The sequence below is a fragment of the Paenibacillus sp. 1011MAR3C5 genome (assembly GCF_003591485.1).
Lineage (GTDB): Bacteria > Bacillota > Bacilli > Paenibacillales > Paenibacillaceae > Pristimantibacillus.
This window is the reverse complement of the sequence record NZ_QZCF01000002.1, coordinates 848,193-868,030: the sequence shown is the minus strand read 5'-3', so window position 1 is coordinate 868,030 and position 19,838 is coordinate 848,193. Positions and strand designations below refer to the sequence as shown.

General features: G+C 52.2%; 22 protein-coding genes. 1 reads left to right on the top strand and 21 read right to left on the bottom strand.

Features of this window, described 5'->3' with window-relative positions; all coding sequences use genetic code 11:
- Nucleotides 1-4: 4 nt before the first annotated feature.
- The 19 genes from opp4C to aroA form a co-directional block, all read right to left on the bottom strand.
- Entirely contained in the window at nucleotides 5-928 is a 924-nt protein-coding gene (opp4C, locus tag D3P07_RS09185) for an oligopeptide ABC transporter permease (protein WP_119799872.1), read from the bottom strand.
- A 15-nt stretch (nucleotides 929-943) separates the two neighbouring features.
- Nucleotides 944-1,894 (bottom strand): ABC transporter permease, encoded by a 951-nt coding sequence (locus D3P07_RS09180; protein WP_182914235.1) that lies wholly within the window; start codon nucleotides 1,892-1,894, stop codon nucleotides 944-946.
- A gap of 25 nt (nucleotides 1,895-1,919) precedes the next feature.
- A complete protein-coding gene (locus D3P07_RS09175; RefSeq protein WP_119799871.1) occupies nucleotides 1,920-2,933 on the bottom strand; it encodes an ABC transporter ATP-binding protein in 1,014 nt (337 codons plus the stop codon).
- Complete coding sequence (locus D3P07_RS09170; protein ID WP_119799870.1) at nucleotides 2,930-3,946, bottom strand: ABC transporter ATP-binding protein; 1,017 nt, start codon at nucleotides 3,944-3,946, stop codon at nucleotides 2,930-2,932. Before D3P07_RS09170 ends, D3P07_RS09175 begins: the two co-directional genes overlap by 4 nt.
- Before the next feature lie 251 nt (nucleotides 3,947-4,197).
- Nucleotides 4,198-5,529: an LLM class flavin-dependent oxidoreductase gene (locus D3P07_RS09165; protein WP_119799869.1), complete on the bottom strand. Its 1,332-nt coding sequence runs from the start codon at nucleotides 5,527-5,529 to the stop codon at nucleotides 4,198-4,200.
- Nucleotides 5,508-6,044: a GNAT family N-acetyltransferase gene (locus D3P07_RS09160; RefSeq protein WP_119799868.1), complete on the bottom strand. Its 537-nt coding sequence runs from the start codon at nucleotides 6,042-6,044 to the stop codon at nucleotides 5,508-5,510. The genes D3P07_RS09165 and D3P07_RS09160 overlap by 22 nt, the downstream gene beginning before the upstream one ends.
- A 66-nt stretch (nucleotides 6,045-6,110) precedes the next feature.
- Nucleotides 6,111-6,593, bottom strand: a complete 483-nt coding sequence (locus D3P07_RS09155; RefSeq protein ID WP_119799867.1) for a DinB family protein — start codon at nucleotides 6,591-6,593, stop codon at nucleotides 6,111-6,113.
- Nucleotides 6,590-7,804: an amidohydrolase gene (locus D3P07_RS09150; protein ID WP_119799866.1), complete on the bottom strand. Its 1,215-nt coding sequence runs from the start codon at nucleotides 7,802-7,804 to the stop codon at nucleotides 6,590-6,592. Before D3P07_RS09150 ends, D3P07_RS09155 begins: the two co-directional genes overlap by 4 nt.
- A 6-nt stretch (nucleotides 7,805-7,810) precedes the next feature.
- Nucleotides 7,811-8,818 carry an LLM class flavin-dependent oxidoreductase gene (locus tag D3P07_RS09145; protein WP_119799865.1) on the bottom strand — a complete coding sequence of 336 codons (1,008 nt, stop codon included), beginning with the start codon at nucleotides 8,816-8,818 and terminating at the stop codon, nucleotides 7,811-7,813.
- Nucleotides 8,819-8,832: 14 nt separating this feature from the next.
- On the bottom strand, nucleotides 8,833-9,585 hold the full coding sequence (locus D3P07_RS09140; RefSeq protein ID WP_119799864.1) for an amino acid ABC transporter ATP-binding protein: 753 nt from the start codon (nucleotides 9,583-9,585) through the stop codon (nucleotides 8,833-8,835).
- A complete protein-coding gene (locus D3P07_RS09135) occupies nucleotides 9,582-10,292 on the bottom strand; it encodes an amino acid ABC transporter permease (RefSeq protein ID WP_119799863.1) in 711 nt (236 codons plus the stop codon). The genes D3P07_RS09140 and D3P07_RS09135 overlap by 4 nt, the downstream gene beginning before the upstream one ends.
- On the bottom strand, nucleotides 10,289-11,074 hold the full coding sequence (locus D3P07_RS09130; protein WP_119799862.1) for an amino acid ABC transporter permease: 786 nt from the start codon (nucleotides 11,072-11,074) through the stop codon (nucleotides 10,289-10,291). The genes D3P07_RS09135 and D3P07_RS09130 overlap by 4 nt, the downstream gene beginning before the upstream one ends.
- A 52-nt stretch (nucleotides 11,075-11,126) precedes the next feature.
- Nucleotides 11,127-11,927, bottom strand: a complete 801-nt coding sequence (locus D3P07_RS09125) for a transporter substrate-binding domain-containing protein (RefSeq protein ID WP_119799861.1) — start codon at nucleotides 11,925-11,927, stop codon at nucleotides 11,127-11,129.
- A gap of 192 nt (nucleotides 11,928-12,119) precedes the next feature.
- Nucleotides 12,120-13,028, bottom strand: a complete 909-nt coding sequence (locus tag D3P07_RS09120) for a LysR family transcriptional regulator (protein ID WP_119799860.1) — start codon at nucleotides 13,026-13,028, stop codon at nucleotides 12,120-12,122.
- A 271-nt stretch (nucleotides 13,029-13,299) separates the two neighbouring features.
- A complete protein-coding gene (locus D3P07_RS09115) occupies nucleotides 13,300-13,764 on the bottom strand; it encodes a GNAT family N-acetyltransferase (protein ID WP_119799859.1) in 465 nt (154 codons plus the stop codon).
- 131 nt (nucleotides 13,765-13,895) lie between these two features.
- Nucleotides 13,896-14,363, bottom strand: a complete 468-nt coding sequence (locus D3P07_RS09110) for an SRPBCC family protein (RefSeq protein WP_119799858.1) — start codon at nucleotides 14,361-14,363, stop codon at nucleotides 13,896-13,898.
- 202 nt (nucleotides 14,364-14,565) lie between these two features.
- Nucleotides 14,566-15,144: a nucleotidyltransferase family protein gene (locus D3P07_RS09105; RefSeq protein WP_119800027.1), complete on the bottom strand. Its 579-nt coding sequence runs from the start codon at nucleotides 15,142-15,144 to the stop codon at nucleotides 14,566-14,568.
- A gap of 100 nt (nucleotides 15,145-15,244) precedes the next feature.
- The gene (locus tag D3P07_RS09100; protein ID WP_119799857.1) at nucleotides 15,245-16,321 is read right to left on the bottom strand and encodes a hypothetical protein; all 1,077 of its coding nucleotides are present in this window, start codon (nucleotides 16,319-16,321) and stop codon (nucleotides 15,245-15,247) included.
- A 166-nt stretch (nucleotides 16,322-16,487) separates the two neighbouring features.
- A complete protein-coding gene (gene aroA / locus D3P07_RS09095) occupies nucleotides 16,488-17,840 on the bottom strand; it encodes a 3-phosphoshikimate 1-carboxyvinyltransferase (RefSeq protein WP_119799856.1) in 1,353 nt (450 codons plus the stop codon).
- A 109-nt stretch (nucleotides 17,841-17,949) separates the two neighbouring features.
- Here aroA and D3P07_RS09090 point away from each other — a divergent pair, with 109 nt between their 5' ends.
- Nucleotides 17,950-18,834, top strand: a complete 885-nt coding sequence (locus D3P07_RS09090; RefSeq protein ID WP_119799855.1) for a LysR family transcriptional regulator — start codon at nucleotides 17,950-17,952, stop codon at nucleotides 18,832-18,834.
- On the opposite strand, the gene D3P07_RS09085 is transcribed toward D3P07_RS09090, so the two are convergent.
- On the bottom strand, nucleotides 18,831-19,286 hold the full coding sequence (locus tag D3P07_RS09085) for a GNAT family N-acetyltransferase (protein ID WP_119799854.1): 456 nt from the start codon (nucleotides 19,284-19,286) through the stop codon (nucleotides 18,831-18,833). The two genes, D3P07_RS09090 and D3P07_RS09085, sit on opposite strands and share 4 nt — an antisense overlap.
- A complete protein-coding gene (locus D3P07_RS09080; RefSeq protein ID WP_119799853.1) occupies nucleotides 19,283-19,807 on the bottom strand; it encodes a hypothetical protein in 525 nt (174 codons plus the stop codon). The genes D3P07_RS09085 and D3P07_RS09080 overlap by 4 nt, the downstream gene beginning before the upstream one ends.
- Nucleotides 19,808-19,838: the final 31 nt, after the last annotated feature.

Genomic DNA, 19,838 nt, shown 5'->3' with positions numbered 1-19,838 from the left:
TTCGTTACGATTGCTTGCCGTCTAGCGCGTCCCTCAGCCCGTCGCCGACAAAATTAAAGGCAAGCACCGTAAGCAGGATGACGAAGCCTGCCGGGAGCCACAGCCAATGCAGCTCTGTGAGAACCGTGAGCGACTGGGCGTCATGCAGCATATTGCCTAGACTGGCTTGCGGAGACTTTACGCCCATGCCTAGGAAGCTGAGTCCGGCTTCGCTTAGAATGGTGCTGGCTACTCCGAAGGTCGCGTTCACGATAATCGCGCCCGTTGCGCCGGGCAGGATATGACGCAGCAGGATGCGCGGCGTGCGGTACCCCAAGGCAACGCCCGCCCGGACGTAATCCGCTTTCTTGAGCGATAAGACGATTCCTCGGACAAGCATCGCAATCGCCGGCCACTTGAACAGCGCAAGCACGATAATAATCGTCCATAAGCTTGCGCCCATCACACTGACGATCACAAGCACCACCAGCATGTAAGGAAAGCTTAAAAAAATGTCAGTAATACGCATCAGCAGCATATCGACCCACTTGCCGTAGTATCCGGCGATCATGCCGACGAACGTGCCGAACGTTACGTATATCGCGACCGTGGTGAAGCCAATCAGCAAGGATACTCTCGTTCCATAGAGCAATCGGCTTAGCACATCGCGTCCGACCTGATCGGTGCCTAGCAGATAATCGGCAGACGGACTAGCCGAGAAGGAGTCGGTAATTTCGTTCGGCGGATAAGGCGCAAGCCAGGGCGCCAATATTCCGGCAGCGAGCAGCAGCAAGGTTGTAGCCAGCCCCCATAAGGCGAGCTTATGACGCATGAACCTCCGCCGCACTTGCCGGGCATAGCTTTCGTAATGTGGCGATATCGCATCGCCTTCGCTTTCTTTCTTCGGGTCCAAGGCATCCTTGCTCCAAGCAAGCTCCGTCGCACTCATCGTCTGCCCTCCCCTTTAGTTGAATTCGATTCGCGGATCGGCCGCTGCATACAAGACGTCCATGATCAGATTGGTCAGGAGCACGACGCATGCGGCTGCAAGATTAAGGCCCATCAGCGTCGGATAATCCCGAGACAGGATCGCTTCCATGGTGAGCTGTCCGATTCCCGGCCATTGGAACACTTGCTCGATAATAATGCTTCCTCCCAGGAGAAACGGGATTTCGGCGCCGATGACGGCAATGATCGGGATGAGCGCATTGCGCAGCGCATGCCGGTTCGTGACCGTCCATTCGCTCAAGCCCTTAGCCCGAGCGGTTCGCAAGTAATCCTGCTGAAGCACATCCAGCATGCTTGCGCGCACATAACGGACCTTTTTGCCCGCAATCGTAATCCCGAGCACCAAGACAGGCATAATGAGATGAACGGCGATATCGCCGATGCCCCCGTCACCGCCTAGCGTCTTCATTCCGCCCGTAGGCAGCCACTTCAGCTCAATGCCAAGGATATAAATAAGGCCAAGCCCAAGGAAAAAAGGCGGTATGGATGTGCCGAGAAACGATAGTCCTGTCATCACGTAATCCAGATTTGAGTTTTGCTTGACCGCGCTCAGTATCCCGACCGGGATGGCGATGATCAGGCCGATGGCAAGCGAAGAAGATGCCAGCAGCAGCGTCGGGCCGATACGTTCTCCGATTAATTGAGTGACGGGCGCGTACGTGCTGAACGAATAGCCCAGCTCTCCCTTCAGCAATCCGCCCACCCACTTCAAGTACTGCATGTAGAGCGGATCGTTTAATCCCAGCAGTTCTTTCCTCAGCTCACGCATCTCCGGCGGAACATTCGGATTAATAAACATATCCACGGGATTGCCTGGCGCCATATTCATAATGAGGAAGCTGAGTACGGTAATGCCCCAAAATACGGGAACGGCGATAAGGAGCCGTCGAATAAGGTAAGGACCCACGGTTAGCCTCCTATCTGCTTCAGCTTCAAGCTAGTGGGTAATGGCACGCTACGGCATGCCGATGATCGGTCAATTGGGGCGCTTCTACCCGGCAGCGCTGCTCGGCATACGGACATCGGGTATGGAACCCGCAGCCCGGTGGCGGGTTGGACGGGCTTGGCACATCGCCATGAAGGATCACGCGAGCGTCCTTCCGCCTGAATGACGGATCGGGAGGCGGATAAGCGTCAAGCAGCAGCCGGGTATAGGGATGTCGCGGCTGGCGGAACAGTTCTTCCGTATCCGCCAGCTCCACGATTTTCCCCAGATACATAACAGCAACGCGCGTGCTGATCTGTTTGACTGCACCTATGCCATGTGCGATGAACAAGTACGTAAGCTTAAGCTCCTCCTGCAGATCTTGCAGCAAGTTCAGAATTTGCGCTTGGATCGATACATCCAGCGCGGATACCGGTTCGTCGCATACGAGCAGCCTTGGCCGGAATGATAACGCTCTGGCGATGCCGATCCGCTGACGCTGGCCGCCCGAAAATTCATGCGGGTACCGGTTTCCCGCTGAAGTCGGAAGCCCCACCAGCTCCAGAAGCTGATCGACCTCCCGCCGGATTTCCTTCCTGCCCACCAACCGATGGACAAGCAGCGGCTCGGACAACGTGTCGATAATGCGCATTCTGGGATTGAGCGATGCGTATGGATCCTGGAAGATCATCTGCATGCGCATCCTTGCCGGAAGGAGCTGCTTCGGCGAGGCGTGCGTCATATCGTTGCCCTCGAACCGGATTCGTCCGCTATTCGGCTGCTCCAGCCGCAGGATCGTGCGTCCCAGCGTTGACTTGCCGCAGCCGGATTCTCCGACCAGGCCGACCGTTTCTCCTTCATATAGTGTCAGGCTGACATCGTCCACCGCCTTGACTGCTGCCGGCCGTCTTGTGAAAAAGGCACCGCGTAGAGGGTAGTGCGTGCTTAACCGTTCGATCTGCATGAGCGGCTTGCGATCAACAACCGGTTCATCATGTAGAATGGATAGCGCTTCGGTCATAAGGCCACCTTCTGTCTGTCGGGCGCCGTTGCTTCGTCTGACTCGGAAGCAACAGCCAGCCAACATCTTACATGATGGTCTTCGCTTGTGGGCTTGAGCTCGGGCTGCTGTTCCTTGCATCTCGCATCCGCATGCGGACATCGCGGATGGAAACGGCAGCCCGCTGGCATATCATGAAGCGCTGGAACCTGCCCCGGTATAGCGGGCGCTCGCCCTCCGCCATTCGTATTCAGCCTGGGAATGGAGTTCAGCAGGCCTTGCGTATAGGGATGCCGGGGCGATCGGAACAGTGTATAGACATCCGCCGCTTCCACGATTTGTCCGGCATACATGACGGCAACTTGGTCGGCCATTGCGGCAACAACTCCGAGATCATGCGTGACAAGCAGAATGGCAGTGCCGTTCTCGGCCTGCAGCGACTTCATCAGCTCGATAATCTGCGCTTGGATGGTGACGTCAAGCGCCGTAGTCGGCTCGTCGGCGATAAGCAGCTTGGGCTGGCATATGAGTGCAATGGCGATCATGACCCGCTGTCGCATGCCGCCGGAGAGCACATGCGGATAGGTCTTTGCAATCGATTCCGGTCTCGGGATGCCGACTTTGCGCAGCATATCAATCGCCAGTCGCTTCGCTTCCCTGCGCGAGCTCTTCAGATGCAGCCTGATCGCCTCTTCGATCTGCCTGCCGATGGTCATCACGGGGTTCAACGAGGTCATCGGCTCCTGAAAGATCATGGACATCTGGCTCCCTCTCAGCTTGCGAAGCTGCTGCTCCGTTGCCAGTGTCAAGCTCGTATCGAGAAATCGAATGCTTCCTTTTGCAATGGAGCCGCTTGCTCCCAGCAGCCCCATTATGGCTAATGAGGTGACGCTCTTCCCGCAGCCGGACTCTCCGACAATCGCCATCGTCTCGCCATGCCGGATTGTAAAGCTGACGTCCTCTACAGAGATGGTTTCCCCTTGATCGTTGCGGAACGCAACTCGCAGCTGCTCCACCCTTAACAGTTCCCCCATATCGATTCACCTGCCTTCTTAAGGGAATTCGCGCGTTTATTAATCCTTATAATTCCTATGTGATTAATAAACTTTATCTGTATCCAGCATACCGCAGCGGACAGGGTTTGAATAATAGAATAAATCTATCTATGAATAGAAAAGTTTTCCTGAAACTGATAATGAGGATTGGCTCTATGTTGCATCAAAAAACCGCTATCACCGATCCGGCGTTCGAATGAACGGAATCGGTGAAGAGCGGCTGATGAGTGCTAACTATTCAGTTGAACGGCTGCCGTATTACGGTTGACCGGGACGCGCAGTCCCAGATTGCCGCGCAGCGTATCGGATTCGTATTCGGCACGGAACAGGCCTCTCTCCTGCAAGATCGGTACGACAAGCTCAACGAAATCCTTTAAAAATCCCGGCAGCGGCGGCGAGATAATGAATCCGTCAGCCGCCTCCTCTTCATACCATTGCTGGATCAGATCTGCGATTGCTTCCGGCGTGCCAATGAACGGTGTTCGCGGCGTTGCGGAACGGAGCGCTGCTTGGCGGAGCGTCAGACCATGCTCCTTCGCGTATCGCTTGATCTTGTCCGTACCGCTTCGGAAGCTGTTCGCCCCGATCTCGCCCAGATCTGGGAACGCTTCGTCCAGCGGATATTGTCTGAAGTCGTGATGATCGAAGAACCGCCCCAAGTAATCCAGTGCTTTGTCGATGCTGACAAGACTCGCGAGCTCTTCATACTTGCGGTCCGCCTCCTCCTGGGTGCGTCCGATGATAGGGCCAATGCCCGGCAGAATCACAATATCGTCCCGCGAACGTCCGGCTTGGACGGTCCGGTCTTTCACTTCCTTGTAGAAGGCCTTCGCTTCTTCGATCGTATCATGACCGGTGAAGACGGCGTCTGCGCTCTTGGCGGCGAGCTGTTTGCCGCTTTCGGAGGAACCGGCTTGGAAGACGACCGGATGGCCCTGCCTAGAACGCGCGATGTTGAGCGGTCCTTCTACGGAGAAGTATTTTCCTTTATGATTCAGGCGATGCAGCTTCTCGGGGGCGAAGAAGATGCCGCTTTCTTTGTCGCGGATGAAGGCGTCATCCTCCCAGGAGTCCCACAGGCCGCGGACGACCTCCAGATATTCCTCGGCAATCTGGTAACGTTCATCATGGGACGGATGCACTGCTTTGCTATAATTGCGTGCGGAACCTTCCAATGGTGAAGTAACCACATTCCACCCTGCACGGCCGCCGCTAATATGGTCGATGGAGCCGAACTGGCGGGCGACGGTGAACGGCTCGCTGTACGAGCTGGACAGCGTTCCAACCAGTCCGATATTCGTTGTCGCGGCAGCCAGTGCGGATAAAATCGTGATCGGCTCAAACCGGTTCAGAAAGTGCGGAATCGATTGTTCGTTGATGTACAGGCCATCGGCTATGAACAGTAGATCGAACTTCCCAGCTTCCGCTGTCAGTGCCTGCTGCTTATAGAACGGGAAGCTGACGCTGGCATCCACCGGCACATCGGGATGCCGCCAAGCCGTAATATTTCCCCCAACTCCGTGAATCAGCGCGCCTAGCTTCAGCAGCTTGCGGTTACCCATGAATATTCACTCCTTAGCAGAAGTCGGTAGCTTTTCACTACAGATTCCCCTTTAATGATGTCCTTGTCGTACGCTCGTTCAAAGCCTAGCCGCTCGTATAGCTTAATAGCCGAGCTCATCATGTCATTGGTATGCAGATGCAGTGTCTCGGCGCCCCACAGCAGCGAACGGTTGACGCTGGCGCGAATTAATGCCGTGGCTACGCCGTGACCGCGCGCTTTTGTCGTGACGGCAAGCAGGCGCATAATCGGCGAATGAATGCCGAGCTCCGGCAGCCCATAGGCCGCTTCGGACGAATCGTACAGGAATACGCTGCCCACAAGCTCTCCGTCCAGCTCGGCTGCTATTCTCGCTTTCACTTTTTCATTATGAACAGCATCCTTCATATCCTCCTGGTATTGCTCCCAGCGGTCTTGCGGCAGATGCTGCTCATACTGGTTGTAAGCATTCAGAATAATGGATTGTATGATTTCAGCATCGGTCTTCTCCGCTTCTCGTATGACGATACGGGTCATGACACTCACCTGCCTTTCCTAGTATGGAGGAGACGCTCGCTCCTGAAGTGCAGAATACCATTGATGTTAATTCGCAGTCTCGGTTGTGAGAGCGCTCTTGGTTCTGCCTATTTGTTCCAAGTGATTCTGGACATGAGCGGTGAAGGAATGAACGATCTGAGGCAAAGTGACAGTATCGCCCTTGGCGTTCACCCCGGTCTTCTCCCAATCCTCCGGCGTTAACCGGCGGAATATCCCGCTGTTGTATTCCAGCAGCGATTGGAAAAGCTTCAAGTAATCATGGACGTTCCCGTCATTCGAGCGTTGTCCGGCTATCCAGGCGTCCTGGCTGAAGGCGGGCAAGCGCACTGAGGAGCCTGATAGAATCTCACGGAGACGGAAGGCGATGACGACACTATGGTCGACAAGATGGGCGATTACTTCCGTGACGCTCCATGACTCCGGCGCAGCCTTCCACTTTAATTGTTCATCTGTCCATTCTCCGACGGCCTCGCGAAGCTGTTCATGCGTATGCAGGTAGGCTTCGAGATTAACTGGCAATTGGCTCATTGCGATATCTTCCCTTTCGTACTGGTATGGGCTGTATGCGATAACCGGTTCAAGGCAATTTCGGCAAGCTCAGCAAAGAAAGAAGCTCCTAGCGGCAAGGCTCTCTCGTCGACGTCGAACGCGGGATGATGCCATTCTTGCGGCCCTTCTGTTCCGAGAAAAGCGAACAATCCGGGTACTTCTCTCCGATAAAAAGCAAAATCCTCCCCTGCGGGAGACGGCATCGGGGCAATGGGCGTCAGTCCAACGGCCCTCGCAGCTGATCGAGCCGCTTCCGCCCAAGCCCCGTCATTCACCACCGCAGGCGGCCCCTCAAGCCAGCGGACGTTCGCCGCTCCGCCGAATGCCCGGGCAACAGTTGTTGCTATTCGTTCGAAGCGCTCACGAACGGCAGTGCGCACATTCTCGTCAAACGTGCGAAGCGTGCCGTCGAATAGCGCTTTGTCGGGGATAACATTCCATGCTGTACCGCTGTTCAGGCGGGTGATGCTGACGACGGCGCTATCCAGCGCACCGACATTGCGGCTCACGATCGTCTGTAAGGCAGTAATGATGTGAGCGGAGATGACGATCGGATCTACGGAGGCTTCCGGAACGGCTGCATGGCTTCCCCGTCCCTCTACTTCCACTACAAAGCCGTCGGCAGCAGCCATTATGGGCCCTTCCTTAATGCCAATCGTGCCTACCGGGAGGTCTGGTTTGTTGTGCAAGCCGAAGATGGCTTGCACCCCTTTAAGGGCACCGCTGGCGATTACCTCAAGCGCGCCCTTCGCCTTCTCCTCGGCCGGCTGGAATAGAAAACGAACTGTTCCGGCCAGAGTCTCTTCGCGCTCCTTGAGCAAGAAAGCCGTCCCAAGTACGGCTGCCGTATGGAAATCATGACCGCACGCATGCATGCGGCCGGCAACTTCGGACGCGAACGGCAAGCCGGTCTCTTCCTGAATGGGCAATGCGTCGATATCCGCGCGAATGGCGATGAGTGGACCTTCCTTACCCCCGCCTATTTCAGCGACAATGCCGGTTCGCAGCGGGAACGGCGCAATGCGTATGCCTGCGTCCTGCAACTGCTTGCGAATATACGCTGTCGTCTCTACTTCCTCGTGCGACAGCTCCGGATGGGAATGAAGATGCCGCCGGATCGCGATAAGCTGTTCTTGAATGAATCGTGCAGCAGATGTGCTCACGTTGGATGCCTCCTTATGCTGTGCCATTTGGTATTAGACAACTTGCTCTGCCAATGCTTCCTTCAGCAGCGTGAAGGAACGGACACGCTGCTCGAACTCTCCGACAGCCGTTGTAATGATAAATTCCTCAACCTCGTACAAGCGGCCTAATTCCACGATTCGGCTGCGCACCGTTTCCTTGGCGCCTTTCGTCATATCGGCTGCGCGAACCTCTGTCGTATAGGACTCACCCGCTTGACGCGCGAACTCCTGCGCCTGTTCTTCGGTGCTAACGTTGACGGTTTTGCCGCTGGACAGCGTCACTCGGACACTCTTCAGCTCGCCCGCGAGCTCCGCAGCTTCCTCGTCGGAATCCGCAGCAATGACGGATAGTGCGAGTATGGAGCGCGGCGTTGAACCTCCCGTACTTGCGAACCGGCTGCGGTACGTTTCGAATGCTTGCTTGGCGGCAACCGGATCATTGTTGATGAACAAGGCGAACACGTAAGGCAATCCTCGCTCGGCGGCAAGTTCCGCGCTGGAGACGCTTGTTCCAAGAATATAGAGGTCCGCAGGCTGTTCCGGGATCGGGCTCGCTTTCAAGCCCTCAAGAGGATGACCTTCCGAAGCTGGCCCGCTTATATACGCTTGCACCTCTGCCAGCTTATCGCTTAATGTTCTGGAGTCATCCGTCCACTGCAACGCTTTGGTCGAGCGCGGCAAGCCGCCCGGCGCACGCCCGATGCCCAGCTCTACGCGTCCAGGCGCAAGCGAAGCCAGCACATTGAAATTCTCTGCAACCTTATACGGACTGTAATGCTGAAGCATGACGCCGCCCGAGCCGATCCGAATCCGCTCCGTACTAGCCAGCAAGTAGCCGATCAGCACTTCCGGCGAGGAGCCCGCGAACTGGGCCGAATCATGATGCTCCGATACCCAGAAGCGCTCGTAGCCGAGAGCCTCTGCCAGCTGGGCCAGCTTCACAGTGTTCGCAAGCGCTTCGGCAGTCGTCTGGCCGGCATATGCAATGCTTTGATCCAAGATGCCCAGCTTGATCGCCATATACATCCCTCCTCCTAGATGGAATAAACTCCTTCAGGTGTATACCTTTTTAGAAATTGCCGGGTCCGCTCCTCCTTTGGAGAATTGAAAATCTCGGCTGGAGTTCCTTCCTCGACGACTAGGCCATCATCCATAAAGATGATGTGGCTGGCCACATCCTGGGCGAATGCCATCTCATGCGTCACAATGATCATGGTGATGCCTTCCTTGGCAATCCTGCGGATAACCGACAGCACCTCGCCCACAAGCTCCGGATCAAGCGACGACGTCGGCTCATCCAGCAGAATGACCTTCGGATTCAACGCAAGCGCCCGCGCGATGCCGACCCGCTGCTGTTGTCCGCCTGACAGCTGGCTGGGATAAGCGTCCAGCTTGTTCTCCAGGCCAACCTTTTTCAGCAGGGCAACGCTGCGTTCACGCGCTTCCTCCTTTGGAACCTTCTGCACGACGACAAGTCCCTCCATCACATTCTCCAGCGCCGTTTTATGACGGAACAGATTATATTGCTGGAATACCATCGCAGATTGCTTGCGAAGCGTATGAATATCCGATTTGCTGGGCCGCTTGCACTGCACGGAGATTCCGTCTATCTCGATCTCTCCGTCGCTAGGCCGCTCCAGAAAGTTAATGCAGCGAAGCAGCGTCGTTTTGCCCGAGCCGCTGGGACCCAATATGGCGACGACTTGCCCTTTCTCTACGCTTACATCGATCCCCTTGAGCACATGCTGGCGTCCGAATGACTTTTTGATTTGCTTCAGCTTGATCATGCAACACCGCCCCGATTATACAGATTGATTCGTTTTTCAATACTTGCGGTTAACCGTTCGATCAAGATCGTTAGCCCCCAATAGATGAGCGCCGCTGCGATGTACGCCTCGAAAAACTTCCAGTTCGACGATGCGATAATTTGCGACTTGGCGTTAATGTCGACCACCGATATGGTGAAGGCAAGCGTCGTGCCGTGCAGCATATTGATCGTGCTATTCGAGAGGTTAGGCAGCAGGATCGCGAAGGCTTGGGGGAACACAATTCGCTTCATCGCTTGCCTGGTCGTCATGCCAATGGAGTATGCGGCTTCCAGCTGTCCCTTATTTACCGCAAGCAATCCGGAGCGAATGACTTCCGACAAATACGCACCTGCTGTAATCGAAAACGAGATATAAGCGAAGCCAATCATCGGAATGGAGACGGAGCGGAATGACCATCCGAGCTGCATGGCAAGCCCATCGATCAGATACGGCAAGCCGAAGTAGATGAGGAGCAGATGCGTCAGCATCGGCGTTCCGCGAATGAACGTCACGTAGGCAGCAGCCAGCTGATGCAGCACCGGCACTCGGTAGATTCGGATCAAAGCGACCGTCGTTCCGATGACCGTCCCGCAGCCCATGGCTACTGCTGTAATGACTAGCGTCGTCGGGATTGCGGACAGCAACAAAGTGAATGCCGTCCAGATGAAGGAAGGATCGAGTCTCATAATCTGGCCTCCTTATTGCGAAGCTTCGCTGCGCTGGACATTCTGCCAAAAAAGGACCCTTCCATGCGACGCAGCCGTTGCTCAGCGTCAGCCGAGTGCTCATGGCGCAGCAGCCTTCTCTCCAGCCGGAAGAACAACCGCTCCAGCACAAAGCAAATGATAAAGTACAGAAATGCAAGCGACAGATAGATTTCGGCGAATCGCTGCGACAGCGTGCCGATCGTCTGCGCCTTTCCCGTAATCTCGAGAATGCCAAGCGAGAACGCCAGTGACGTATCCTTCAAATTGCCTAGCACGACATTGGCAAACACCGGTATCGATATGGCCAACGCTTGGGTCATGACAATGCGCACAAAAGCCTGATACCCGTTCATCCCCATCGCATACGCAGCCTCGACTTGCCCCCGGTCGACCGCTGTGACGGCCCCGCGAATGACCTCCGAAATATACGCCCCGCTATGAAGGGAATACGTCAGGATGACAAAAAACAAGGTTGATGTCTTGCTGATATCGATATGGATCAGCTTCAGCAGCTCCGGCATGCCGTAATAGAATAGAAACAGCTGGATCAGAATCGGCGTTCCCCGGAAAAAAGAAAGGTAGATTCGCGCCAAACGCTGGAGCACCGGCACGCGGTACAGCTGTGGCAGCGCGACAAGCAGCCCGACAATCAAGCCGAGAAGGATTGAGCTGCCTACGATATAAAGCGTGATGCGCAGGGACGGAAGCAGTCTGACGAAATATTCGAATACATAGGAGATATCAAATGGATGTTGCCCCATCTATCGTCCTCACCCCACTTTCGGCAGCCCGGCTTGCGGGCTGCCTGGCGCATTATTTGGAGAAGTCCTGGCCAAGCCATTCCTCGCTTATCTTTTTGAGCGTGCCATCCGCTTTCAGCTCTTTGACTGCAGCGTCTACTGCATCGGCCAGCTTCTTGGAATCCGCATCATCCTTGCGGAAGACGTACAAGATGTTGCCTTCGTTCAGTGACTCCCCTACCGTCTTCAGCTTTCCTTGCGGATCTTTGATCGGGAGCAGGAAGTCAGCGCCAAGCGTTGCATAGACGCGGCCTGACGTAATTTGAATGACATCGTCATTGGCGTCATTTTGCTGATACACGATTTGGATACCGTCCTTGTGCTCCTTATTGTAGTTCTCCAGGATTTGAGCCTGTGCGCTGGTAGGCCCGACAAGCACCTTCTTCCCTACCAGATCGTCCAAAGTCTGAATGGAGTCGTTATTGTCTGAAGCGACAATGATTTTGTTCCTCCAATAAGCGTAAGGCTCCTCATTAAATAGAAACTTCTCGACGCGCTCCGGATTCTTCTCGAAGAGATGGGCGGCCAGATCGACCTTCTTTGTCTCCAAACTAAGCAGAATGTTGGAGAAATCCATCGTTTGGAATTCAAACTCATAGTCGTCCAGCCGTTTATCGATTTCGCGCAGAAGCTCAACGTCGAAGCCGGTCAGATTGTTTTTGTCGTCGAGGAAGGCGATTTGCTCAAAGTCGTTGCCGGTACCGATTACAATTTTTTGTGCTCCGCTTGATGATGCGGGGCTGGATTCGCTGGAGCATGCGGATGCTGCAAGCGTGAAGATGAGCGCTAAAGCAATAACAGATATTTTTTTCAAAACAGGTTCCTCCAATGGCTTATTATTAAACTCATAAATCCTACAGGTTAAGTAAGATTTATGGCTGACCTAACTTTAGCACCCACATTTCCAAGCGGTCAATCCATCCCATAATAGAGAAAATCTATACAACGATCCAATTATTTGATAGGTAATCGCGATACGGATAGGATGATGCCGGCAGTTCGCGGGTTAACTGATAGATGCGCTGAGCCCATCCTTGCGAGCCGTCAGCATCTTGCCAAATTCGCTTATGGCCGTCAAGAACTGCGAATGCTTGCCATGGCACGAGATAAGATTGGTTTGCAGGGATATCCCATCCGTATCCGGCAGTCGAATCGGGATTAGCTTGCCGTCGCGGGTTTCTTGCTGGGCGCTTTGGCTCGGCAGGAAGCTGATGCCTGCTTTTTGCATGACGAGCTTCTTCGCGGTCTCTGAATTGTCGACCAGAAATTGAATATTGGGCGGTCTGTCCAGATTGCCGAAGATGCGGTGGATACGCAGCCAGTCGAGCGCCCCGCATTCGAAGAACACCAGCGGCTGTGCCGCTATATCATCAATGGTAAGTCGCGTCTCGGACAGGAACGGATGTCCCTCGTATACGTACAATCGTATCGGATCTTCGAAGAACTTTACCGATTGCAGATTCGGATGGGCGACGTTGCGGATGAAGCCGATATCCGCTTCCTTGTTAATGACTTTATGAATGATCTCATCCGTCGTTCCGGTAATGAGTTTGAAGTGCGTATTCGGAAATCGGTCCTTAAGCCGCGGAAGCAGATCGGGAATGATATAATTCGATACAGAAAGCGTACTGCCGATCCTTAGCTCTTCAGGCAAGGATTTCTTCTGATTCGTATGCAGCTTTCCCTTCTGATACGTCATCAGGATTTGCTGCGCGTAAGGCAGGAATCTTCTTCCCTCCTCCGTAATCTGAATCTGCTTGCCTAGCCTGTCAAAGACTTTGCAATTCAACTCCCGTTCTAGGGATTGGATTCTAGCTGTAACGGATGGCTGTGACAAGTAAAGCACTTCCGCCGCTTTGTTGAAGCTCCCGTAATGATTGATGAATACAAATGCCTCGATATTTTCCAAATTCATGGCGTACACCTCCTGTTTTTTATGATTGGAACAAATGATCCCTCTCGCCAGTCAGATTTGCCGAAAATACAAAAAAGAGACCTCCTATGACGGTGCATAAGAAGTCTCCGGTCATCCGGTAGACGCTAGTATGGCGGGTATCGCATCCCTATGTGACTCATGATTGGCCCTTTTCTTTATCCTATAATTCCAATGCAAATAATAAGATTTAATCAATTATATGCCCGCTACCCATTTTCTGTCAATGGAATTATTAGCGTATAAGGCTTTGCTATAACGTTAAGAAGTAATGAAGATAGGTCTCGTCGCGTTCATAGCCATTTCTCTCATATAAAGCTTGTGCGGGTAAGTTGTCCGGCGCAGTTGACAGCTCGATTCCTTTAGCCCCCGTAAGCTGACCATGTCGTTTCGCTTGCTCCAGCAGCAGCTTGGCTGCGCCGCGGCCTCGCTCATGCTCTAGCACGTATAGATCGTTTAAAACCCAGGCGCGTGTCATCGAGATGGAAGAAAAGAGGGGATACAATTGAGTGAAACCGGTAGCATGGCCGCTTGCTTGGTCGATGGCGATGAAGATGACAGACTCCATGTGTTCGAAACGGTTGAACAGGAACTTCTTGGCACCGTCCAGATCGGATGGCTGTCCATAAAATACCCGGTAAGCATCGAATAGCTGAGCGACTTCCTCCAATTGCTCCAGTGTCGCTTGTTGCACGATAATAGACGATTCTTGTGACATGTTCGTTGCTCCTCCCTGCTTGCAAGTAATGCCTTAAGCATACACCTCAAGCAGGGAGGCGCCTATGAAGTTCATGACGATTTCTTTGCATTTTTTCTCCATTTAATTGGATATCGGCATGAATGTTTCAGCTATCCCTGCACATGAGCATCCGGCGCTTTGTCCGCGACCAGATTCAGGACGATGCCATGCTCCAGATAGGCTTTCAATCCGCATAGCACCATCGTATAGCCACCCATGGAGTCAATCGCTTGCTGGAGGATTTCATCTCCAGTGCCAGTGAAGCCCGAATTCGCGATGGTAACGAACGTGCCGTCCTCATCTCGTGTGGCAAATACCCATTCAATAAGCGTACCGTCCGACGATTCCAGCAGGATATAGTCGTTCTGGCGTATTTCTTTGACGTGGACGATATCGGATACGCCGTACATCTCCCACTCCCAACGAACGTGGCTGCCAGCCTCAAGCCTCCCGCTGCTTTTGGTGAACCAGAACTTGGTCGTTATAGCCGGGTTTTCGAACGCTTCAAATACTTCATAGGTTGGCCTGCGAATAAGCATCTCAGCTTTCACCACTGGAAACTTATGAGCTATCGTCATATCCCTCTCCCCTTCGTCAATGAAATCGCAAAAACGTGTGAGCTTTCAGATGAAGCAAGGTGCTGCTATTTAAGTTCATGCCATTAATGATTAATGTGTTTAAAGGTTTAGTGTTATGAGATAAGTATATCATCTATAGGCCTGTGCGCACAAAAAGAACATTGCCGTTCAGGTACAAGCTAAGAGATCAAAGAATGCACTGCTAAGCTTGATGTACAGGAATGATGTTGATTCTATACCAAGTTCTTACCCAATTTTTCTTGCGAATACGCTCTTCGTACATTTTCGTCCTTTCATCCGTTTGTTTAAAATAAGGTGTTGGTCTCACATTCAGGCCCAATACATCTTTTATGCCGCAAGGGGCTGCAAGAACAACTTCACCTTGTTCATCCAATGAAAGTCCTAATGCGGTAGCCGTCTCTGGAAATTTGGAGATGGCATCAACTGAGGATGAATAAGGCGGTATGTTGTTTGCGACATGCATTCTCGCTTCGTTTTTTACAGACCAAGGAATCGAAGTGTCCAACTGCTTAAGCCTTTGTTCCAGCTGTTTTTCATTTGCTTCATCGAGATTGAGATTGTCGAAGTAAATCACATCAACATCAGGCAAGGGGGTTCTTAATGTAAAGCCATGCAAGGCATCCCATACTTTTGATCGTACAAATCCAGCGCAAACCCACCAGTCGGGCAATTGAAGCGTTTGGACATGGTGCAAGATGTCCATCATCCACTTGTCCTCTTTTACTAAACGAATCATATCGCGCTCATTTTCTATTTTCATAATCATCCGCCCCTCCGAACATATATTCCCATTATATCATGCAGGCAAAACAAAAGCGTCCCCTCGATTTCAAAATCATCAGGGACGCCCTAGTAGATAACTATATCATTTTAATACCAAACAGTGTGCCATATCTCAAGCTTACATTCCACTCCCGTTTCTCTCCTGTTGTTTTATTAAGCAGATGGATTTTCTCAGGGATGACCAACGAAACAAGATAATCTCCCGGTTTGACCGTTCCGGTTGTATCTTTCATATACCAGGGGATAGTAAGTTGAAAGGCTTCGTCAGGCTCCAGCTTGCCCTTCAATGGCGGAAGCTTGTATTCCGTCACCTTTTTTGGATTAGAGCCATCCGGATTTGATTTGTACACAATAAAGGAAAGCGGCGCTTCATCCAGCACAAGAGGATCATCGCTAACATTAGTTAAGTTAAAAGAGAATGGCATAACGGCTCGATCCGCAATAGGGTACCCATCACCAGAACCAAACGGTGGGGTTAAGACACCATATAAGGGGTGTGTAAAGTATTCCTGCTCTCGCTCGTTAAGTTCTCCTATTGGATTGGACTTCACATGTACGAAGTTTAGTACTTTCAATCTGTATGTAACATCTTTATGATGATAAGCAAACGCTAGAGAAGTTTTGAACGCTCTTATGTCTCCAGGCTTTGGCGGGTTGATATTTTCATTATCGATATAGAAATAATCGGATTCGCCAACAACCTGATTATCCTTTATGGCTTCTAATACGATCTGCTTGCCTTTCATCTCTTTATTGATTTTGATGATGCCGCCTTCAATATAACCGTCGACATTCTTGTTCGTTAACAAATGACCTGCCGAGGCATAGCCTTCATTGCTCACCATATTGAGCCCCGACAGTGTTGACGGGCTGAATACTTGAATTTGATTCAAATTGCCATTGGCTGAAGATGCGGATTGAAAGCTGACTGTCGCTCCCAAGGATTCGGAGAAGAGGCGCAATGGAATGTAGGTTTGATTCTTGTAGTTAATGACCACTGTACCCTTTGTCGTGCTGAGTTCCTTCATTTGAGCGCCGTTATAAATCGTGATTTTACTCGGAAAGAGTGTGCCTTGTACCGCCTTTGACGCTACTGCTGCCGTGGCAAAACAGAGGATGATACCGCAAGCCATGCCTATCCAAAACTTATTCATGTGTTACACCACTCTCCTTTTTCTATTTATAACGTATCCTAGAAATATTTGTTGCTTGCGAATATGAAAGATATTGGATATATTTTCAAGAAATTAAAAAGCGTCCTATGTTAGGACGCGAAGGATGAGATACAGGATTTCATCATAACCATTCAGCCACGAATCTTTATTCGGATAAGTCCACTCCAACACCGAGTCCGCGAAGCCGCTCGAAGTAATCGGGACAAGTCTTCGACACACAGCCGGGATCGAGAATCGTAATACCGTCCGCTCTCAGACCGATGAGCGACAACGCCATGGCCATACGGTGGTCGTCATGAGAATCCAGCACGACCGGGACGGGAGCTCCCGGATAGACCGTTAATCCGTCAGCATGCTCCTCTACGTCAACCTGGAGTCTGCGCAGCTCTGTACAGATTGCCGATATGCGGTCGCATTCATGATGACGGATATGAGCGGCATCCTTCAGCGTGATAGGCGCATCCGCGAATAACGCAAGCACTGCTAGCGTGAGCGTCTGATCGGACCAGCGTTCCATGCTGATCTCAAGGCCCCCTCGTAACTGAGCCGCACCCTCAACCTCGACGTAACCATCTCCGCGCGTAACAGCGCATCCCATTCGCTCCAGTACGTCCAGCATCTCGATGTCGGGCTGGCGTGTACGAGCCGCATCAATCCCTTCGGTTCTTATACGTCCGCCTGTCAACGCGGCGGCAGCCCAAAAGTAACAGCTTGTCGAGATGTCTGGCTCCAGTGAAAGCGAACCAGCCGCATACGTACCTATCGGGATACGGTACGAGCTGCCCTCTTCTTCCGCCTGTATGCCGAATGCACGCATCAATTCTATCGTCATGTTGACATATTCCTTCTGTACCGTCGATCCCTGAAGCTTCAGTATTATCGGCTGACGGGCATACGGTGCAGCTAAGAGCAGCCCGCTTACAAACTGGCTGGATTGATCACCAGCTATCTCGACAATCCCTCCATCCAAGCCGCTAGCTTCCAGGACAAAAGGATAAGCATGGTCATGATTCAGATAGCTGATTTTGGCGCCTTGATTGATTAATGCCATTAACAAAGGGGTGCTCGGTCTCTCTTCCATCCGCTTGCTTCCCTTTAAGGTCCAGGAACCATGTCCAGCTGCAAGCGCACCTGGCAAGAAGCGGGCTACAGTTCCTGCCGCGCCCACATACAGCTCGCCATCCTTCACAGGCCAATCTCCTCCGCATCCCGTGACGATTGCGCTTTCCCCTTTGACGCTCACAGCAACACCGAGCTTCCGCAGACTTTCGATACACCAATACGCATCATCGCTTCTTAGAATACCGTCAATCCGAGATGTCCCTTCTGCCATTGCTGCCAGAATTAAAGCGCGATTTGTAAGACTTTTGCTTCCAGAGACACGGATTGCACCTGCCACCTTCTGTTGCGGCGGGCTAATCTTTACTTGCCTAATGCCTGGATGCGCAGACCATGGGGAACGAGCTTCCAGATCAGGCGCGCTCATACGTTTTACCATATCCTCTCACCTCTACTCATTGATTGAATGCCTTGAGTTGATTATAATGAGAGCAATGGAATAGAGGAAATACCGATTCTTTATCTCTGTTATAAAGGTGGTCTATATCATGATTAATCTGGAATGGTACCGCATTTTTTTGCAAACCGCAAAGCAAGGGAACTTGACGAAGGCCGCGCAGCTTCTTCACATTACGCAGCCATCTGTCAGCTATGCGATTAAGCAGATGGAGGAAGCGCTTGGACTAAAGCTCTTCCACCGGATGTCCAAGGGGGTTACGCTTACCGAAGAAGGCAGAGCTCTGCTGGCTTATGTGGAGCAATCCTTTTCGCTGCTGGATGCGGGGCAGCATTACATTCGGGAGATGAAGCAACTGAATGAGGGCGAGCTGCGGATCGGGGCGAGCGATTCATTGATTAAGCATGTGCTGCTTCCTTATTTGAACCGCTATCATCAACAATATCCGGGCATCCGCATCCGGCTTTCGCATGGCAAGTCGCCCGATATCGCCAATCGGCTGAAGGACGGGCTGCTGGATTGCGGCATTGTGCATATGCCGCTGATCGACCCTATGCTTCAAATTCGAGAGCTTGCTGCCTTCGAGCATTGTTTTGTCGTTGGCAAGCGATTCAAGGCATGGTCGGATCGGGTATTGGCTTCACAGGAGCTGGCGCAATTGCCGCTGCTCATGATGTCGCCAGGCAGCAGCACCAGAAGCGCGATCGATGAGTGGCTGACTCGCAGAGGTGTGGAGATGAAGCCGGATATTGAGCTTGGCAGCGTCGATCTGTTAATTGAATTCGCTATGCTGGGATACGGGGCCGCGTTCATCAACCGTTCTTTTATCCAAGAGGAAGTAGAGGCTGGAGAGTTATTCGAGCTTCGACTGGAGGAAGCACTCCCCTCCCGCAGCATCGGGCTTGCATTGCGCCGCGATATGAACCTGTCGCTAGCGGCAGACTCCTTTGTCCGAATGCTGATGGATCAGGACTAAACGCTCGTTTTGGCGAGATAGACCAAGATAAGACTGTCGTTCACCAGATATTTCTTGAATCTGCGATACCCTAGCCTTTCATACATTGCCAGGTTCTTCAAGCTCTTGTGGCCGGTAAACAATTCAAAACGGCGGACTTCGGCGTCCCAAGTCTCAATCGCCTTTATGAGCTTGGTGCCGATCCCTTGATTTTGATGAGACGGAGCGACGATCAACTTGCCGATCGACAGAATACCATCCTGTATGTGTCCTCTCACCGATCCGATAATGCTTCCGTTCAGCTCGGCCTTCAGCAAGATGCCACTGGCAAACTCCTGCTCCAACTCCTCAATCGTTTGTGTAAGCGGTTGGATGCTGTAATCTTGATACAGCTCCGCTTCGCTTTGGTAGGCTTCGACTTGCAGCTGCAATATAGCAGACAAATCAGTTAACTCGGCTGCACGAATGTTCATACCGGATTCCCCCATACTTCTAATAACAGGACATGCGTGCCATATCCCAATAAAAAGGCTGTTCCCATCACGATAGCATAAAAAATTCTGCCGACAAAAAGAACATTCCATATCGAACCTAGCTCTTGTCCTGTCTTCCTAGTGAGGAACGCCACAAACTTGCGAAGCAGATAGAAAGTATAGATCATGTAAGGCAGTGAAGCCGTGATGACCAGCAGGATTTCATGGTCTCCTCCATCCATACGATCATAGATGATGCGGGACATGATTGTGCTGCCGGCAAATAGGGTAAAGAAAAGCAAACGGTTGGCACTTTCTCTTGGCTTACCGTCGATATATCCATCCAGCCATAATGCCAGAATGACGGTGGTGAACAGATAAACGATCGTGCCATTTGTTTTCATATAGTCAGCCAATCCTGGATATTGGTAGAAGCTAACCCAGAACAACAAAAAGGAAAGGAGAAGACTATAGCTAATAAGGCGGATAACGGTTTGGTAAGAAATCTGTCCTTTGTTCATAAAGCTTTTCCTCTCTCTGTCGGGATGCACG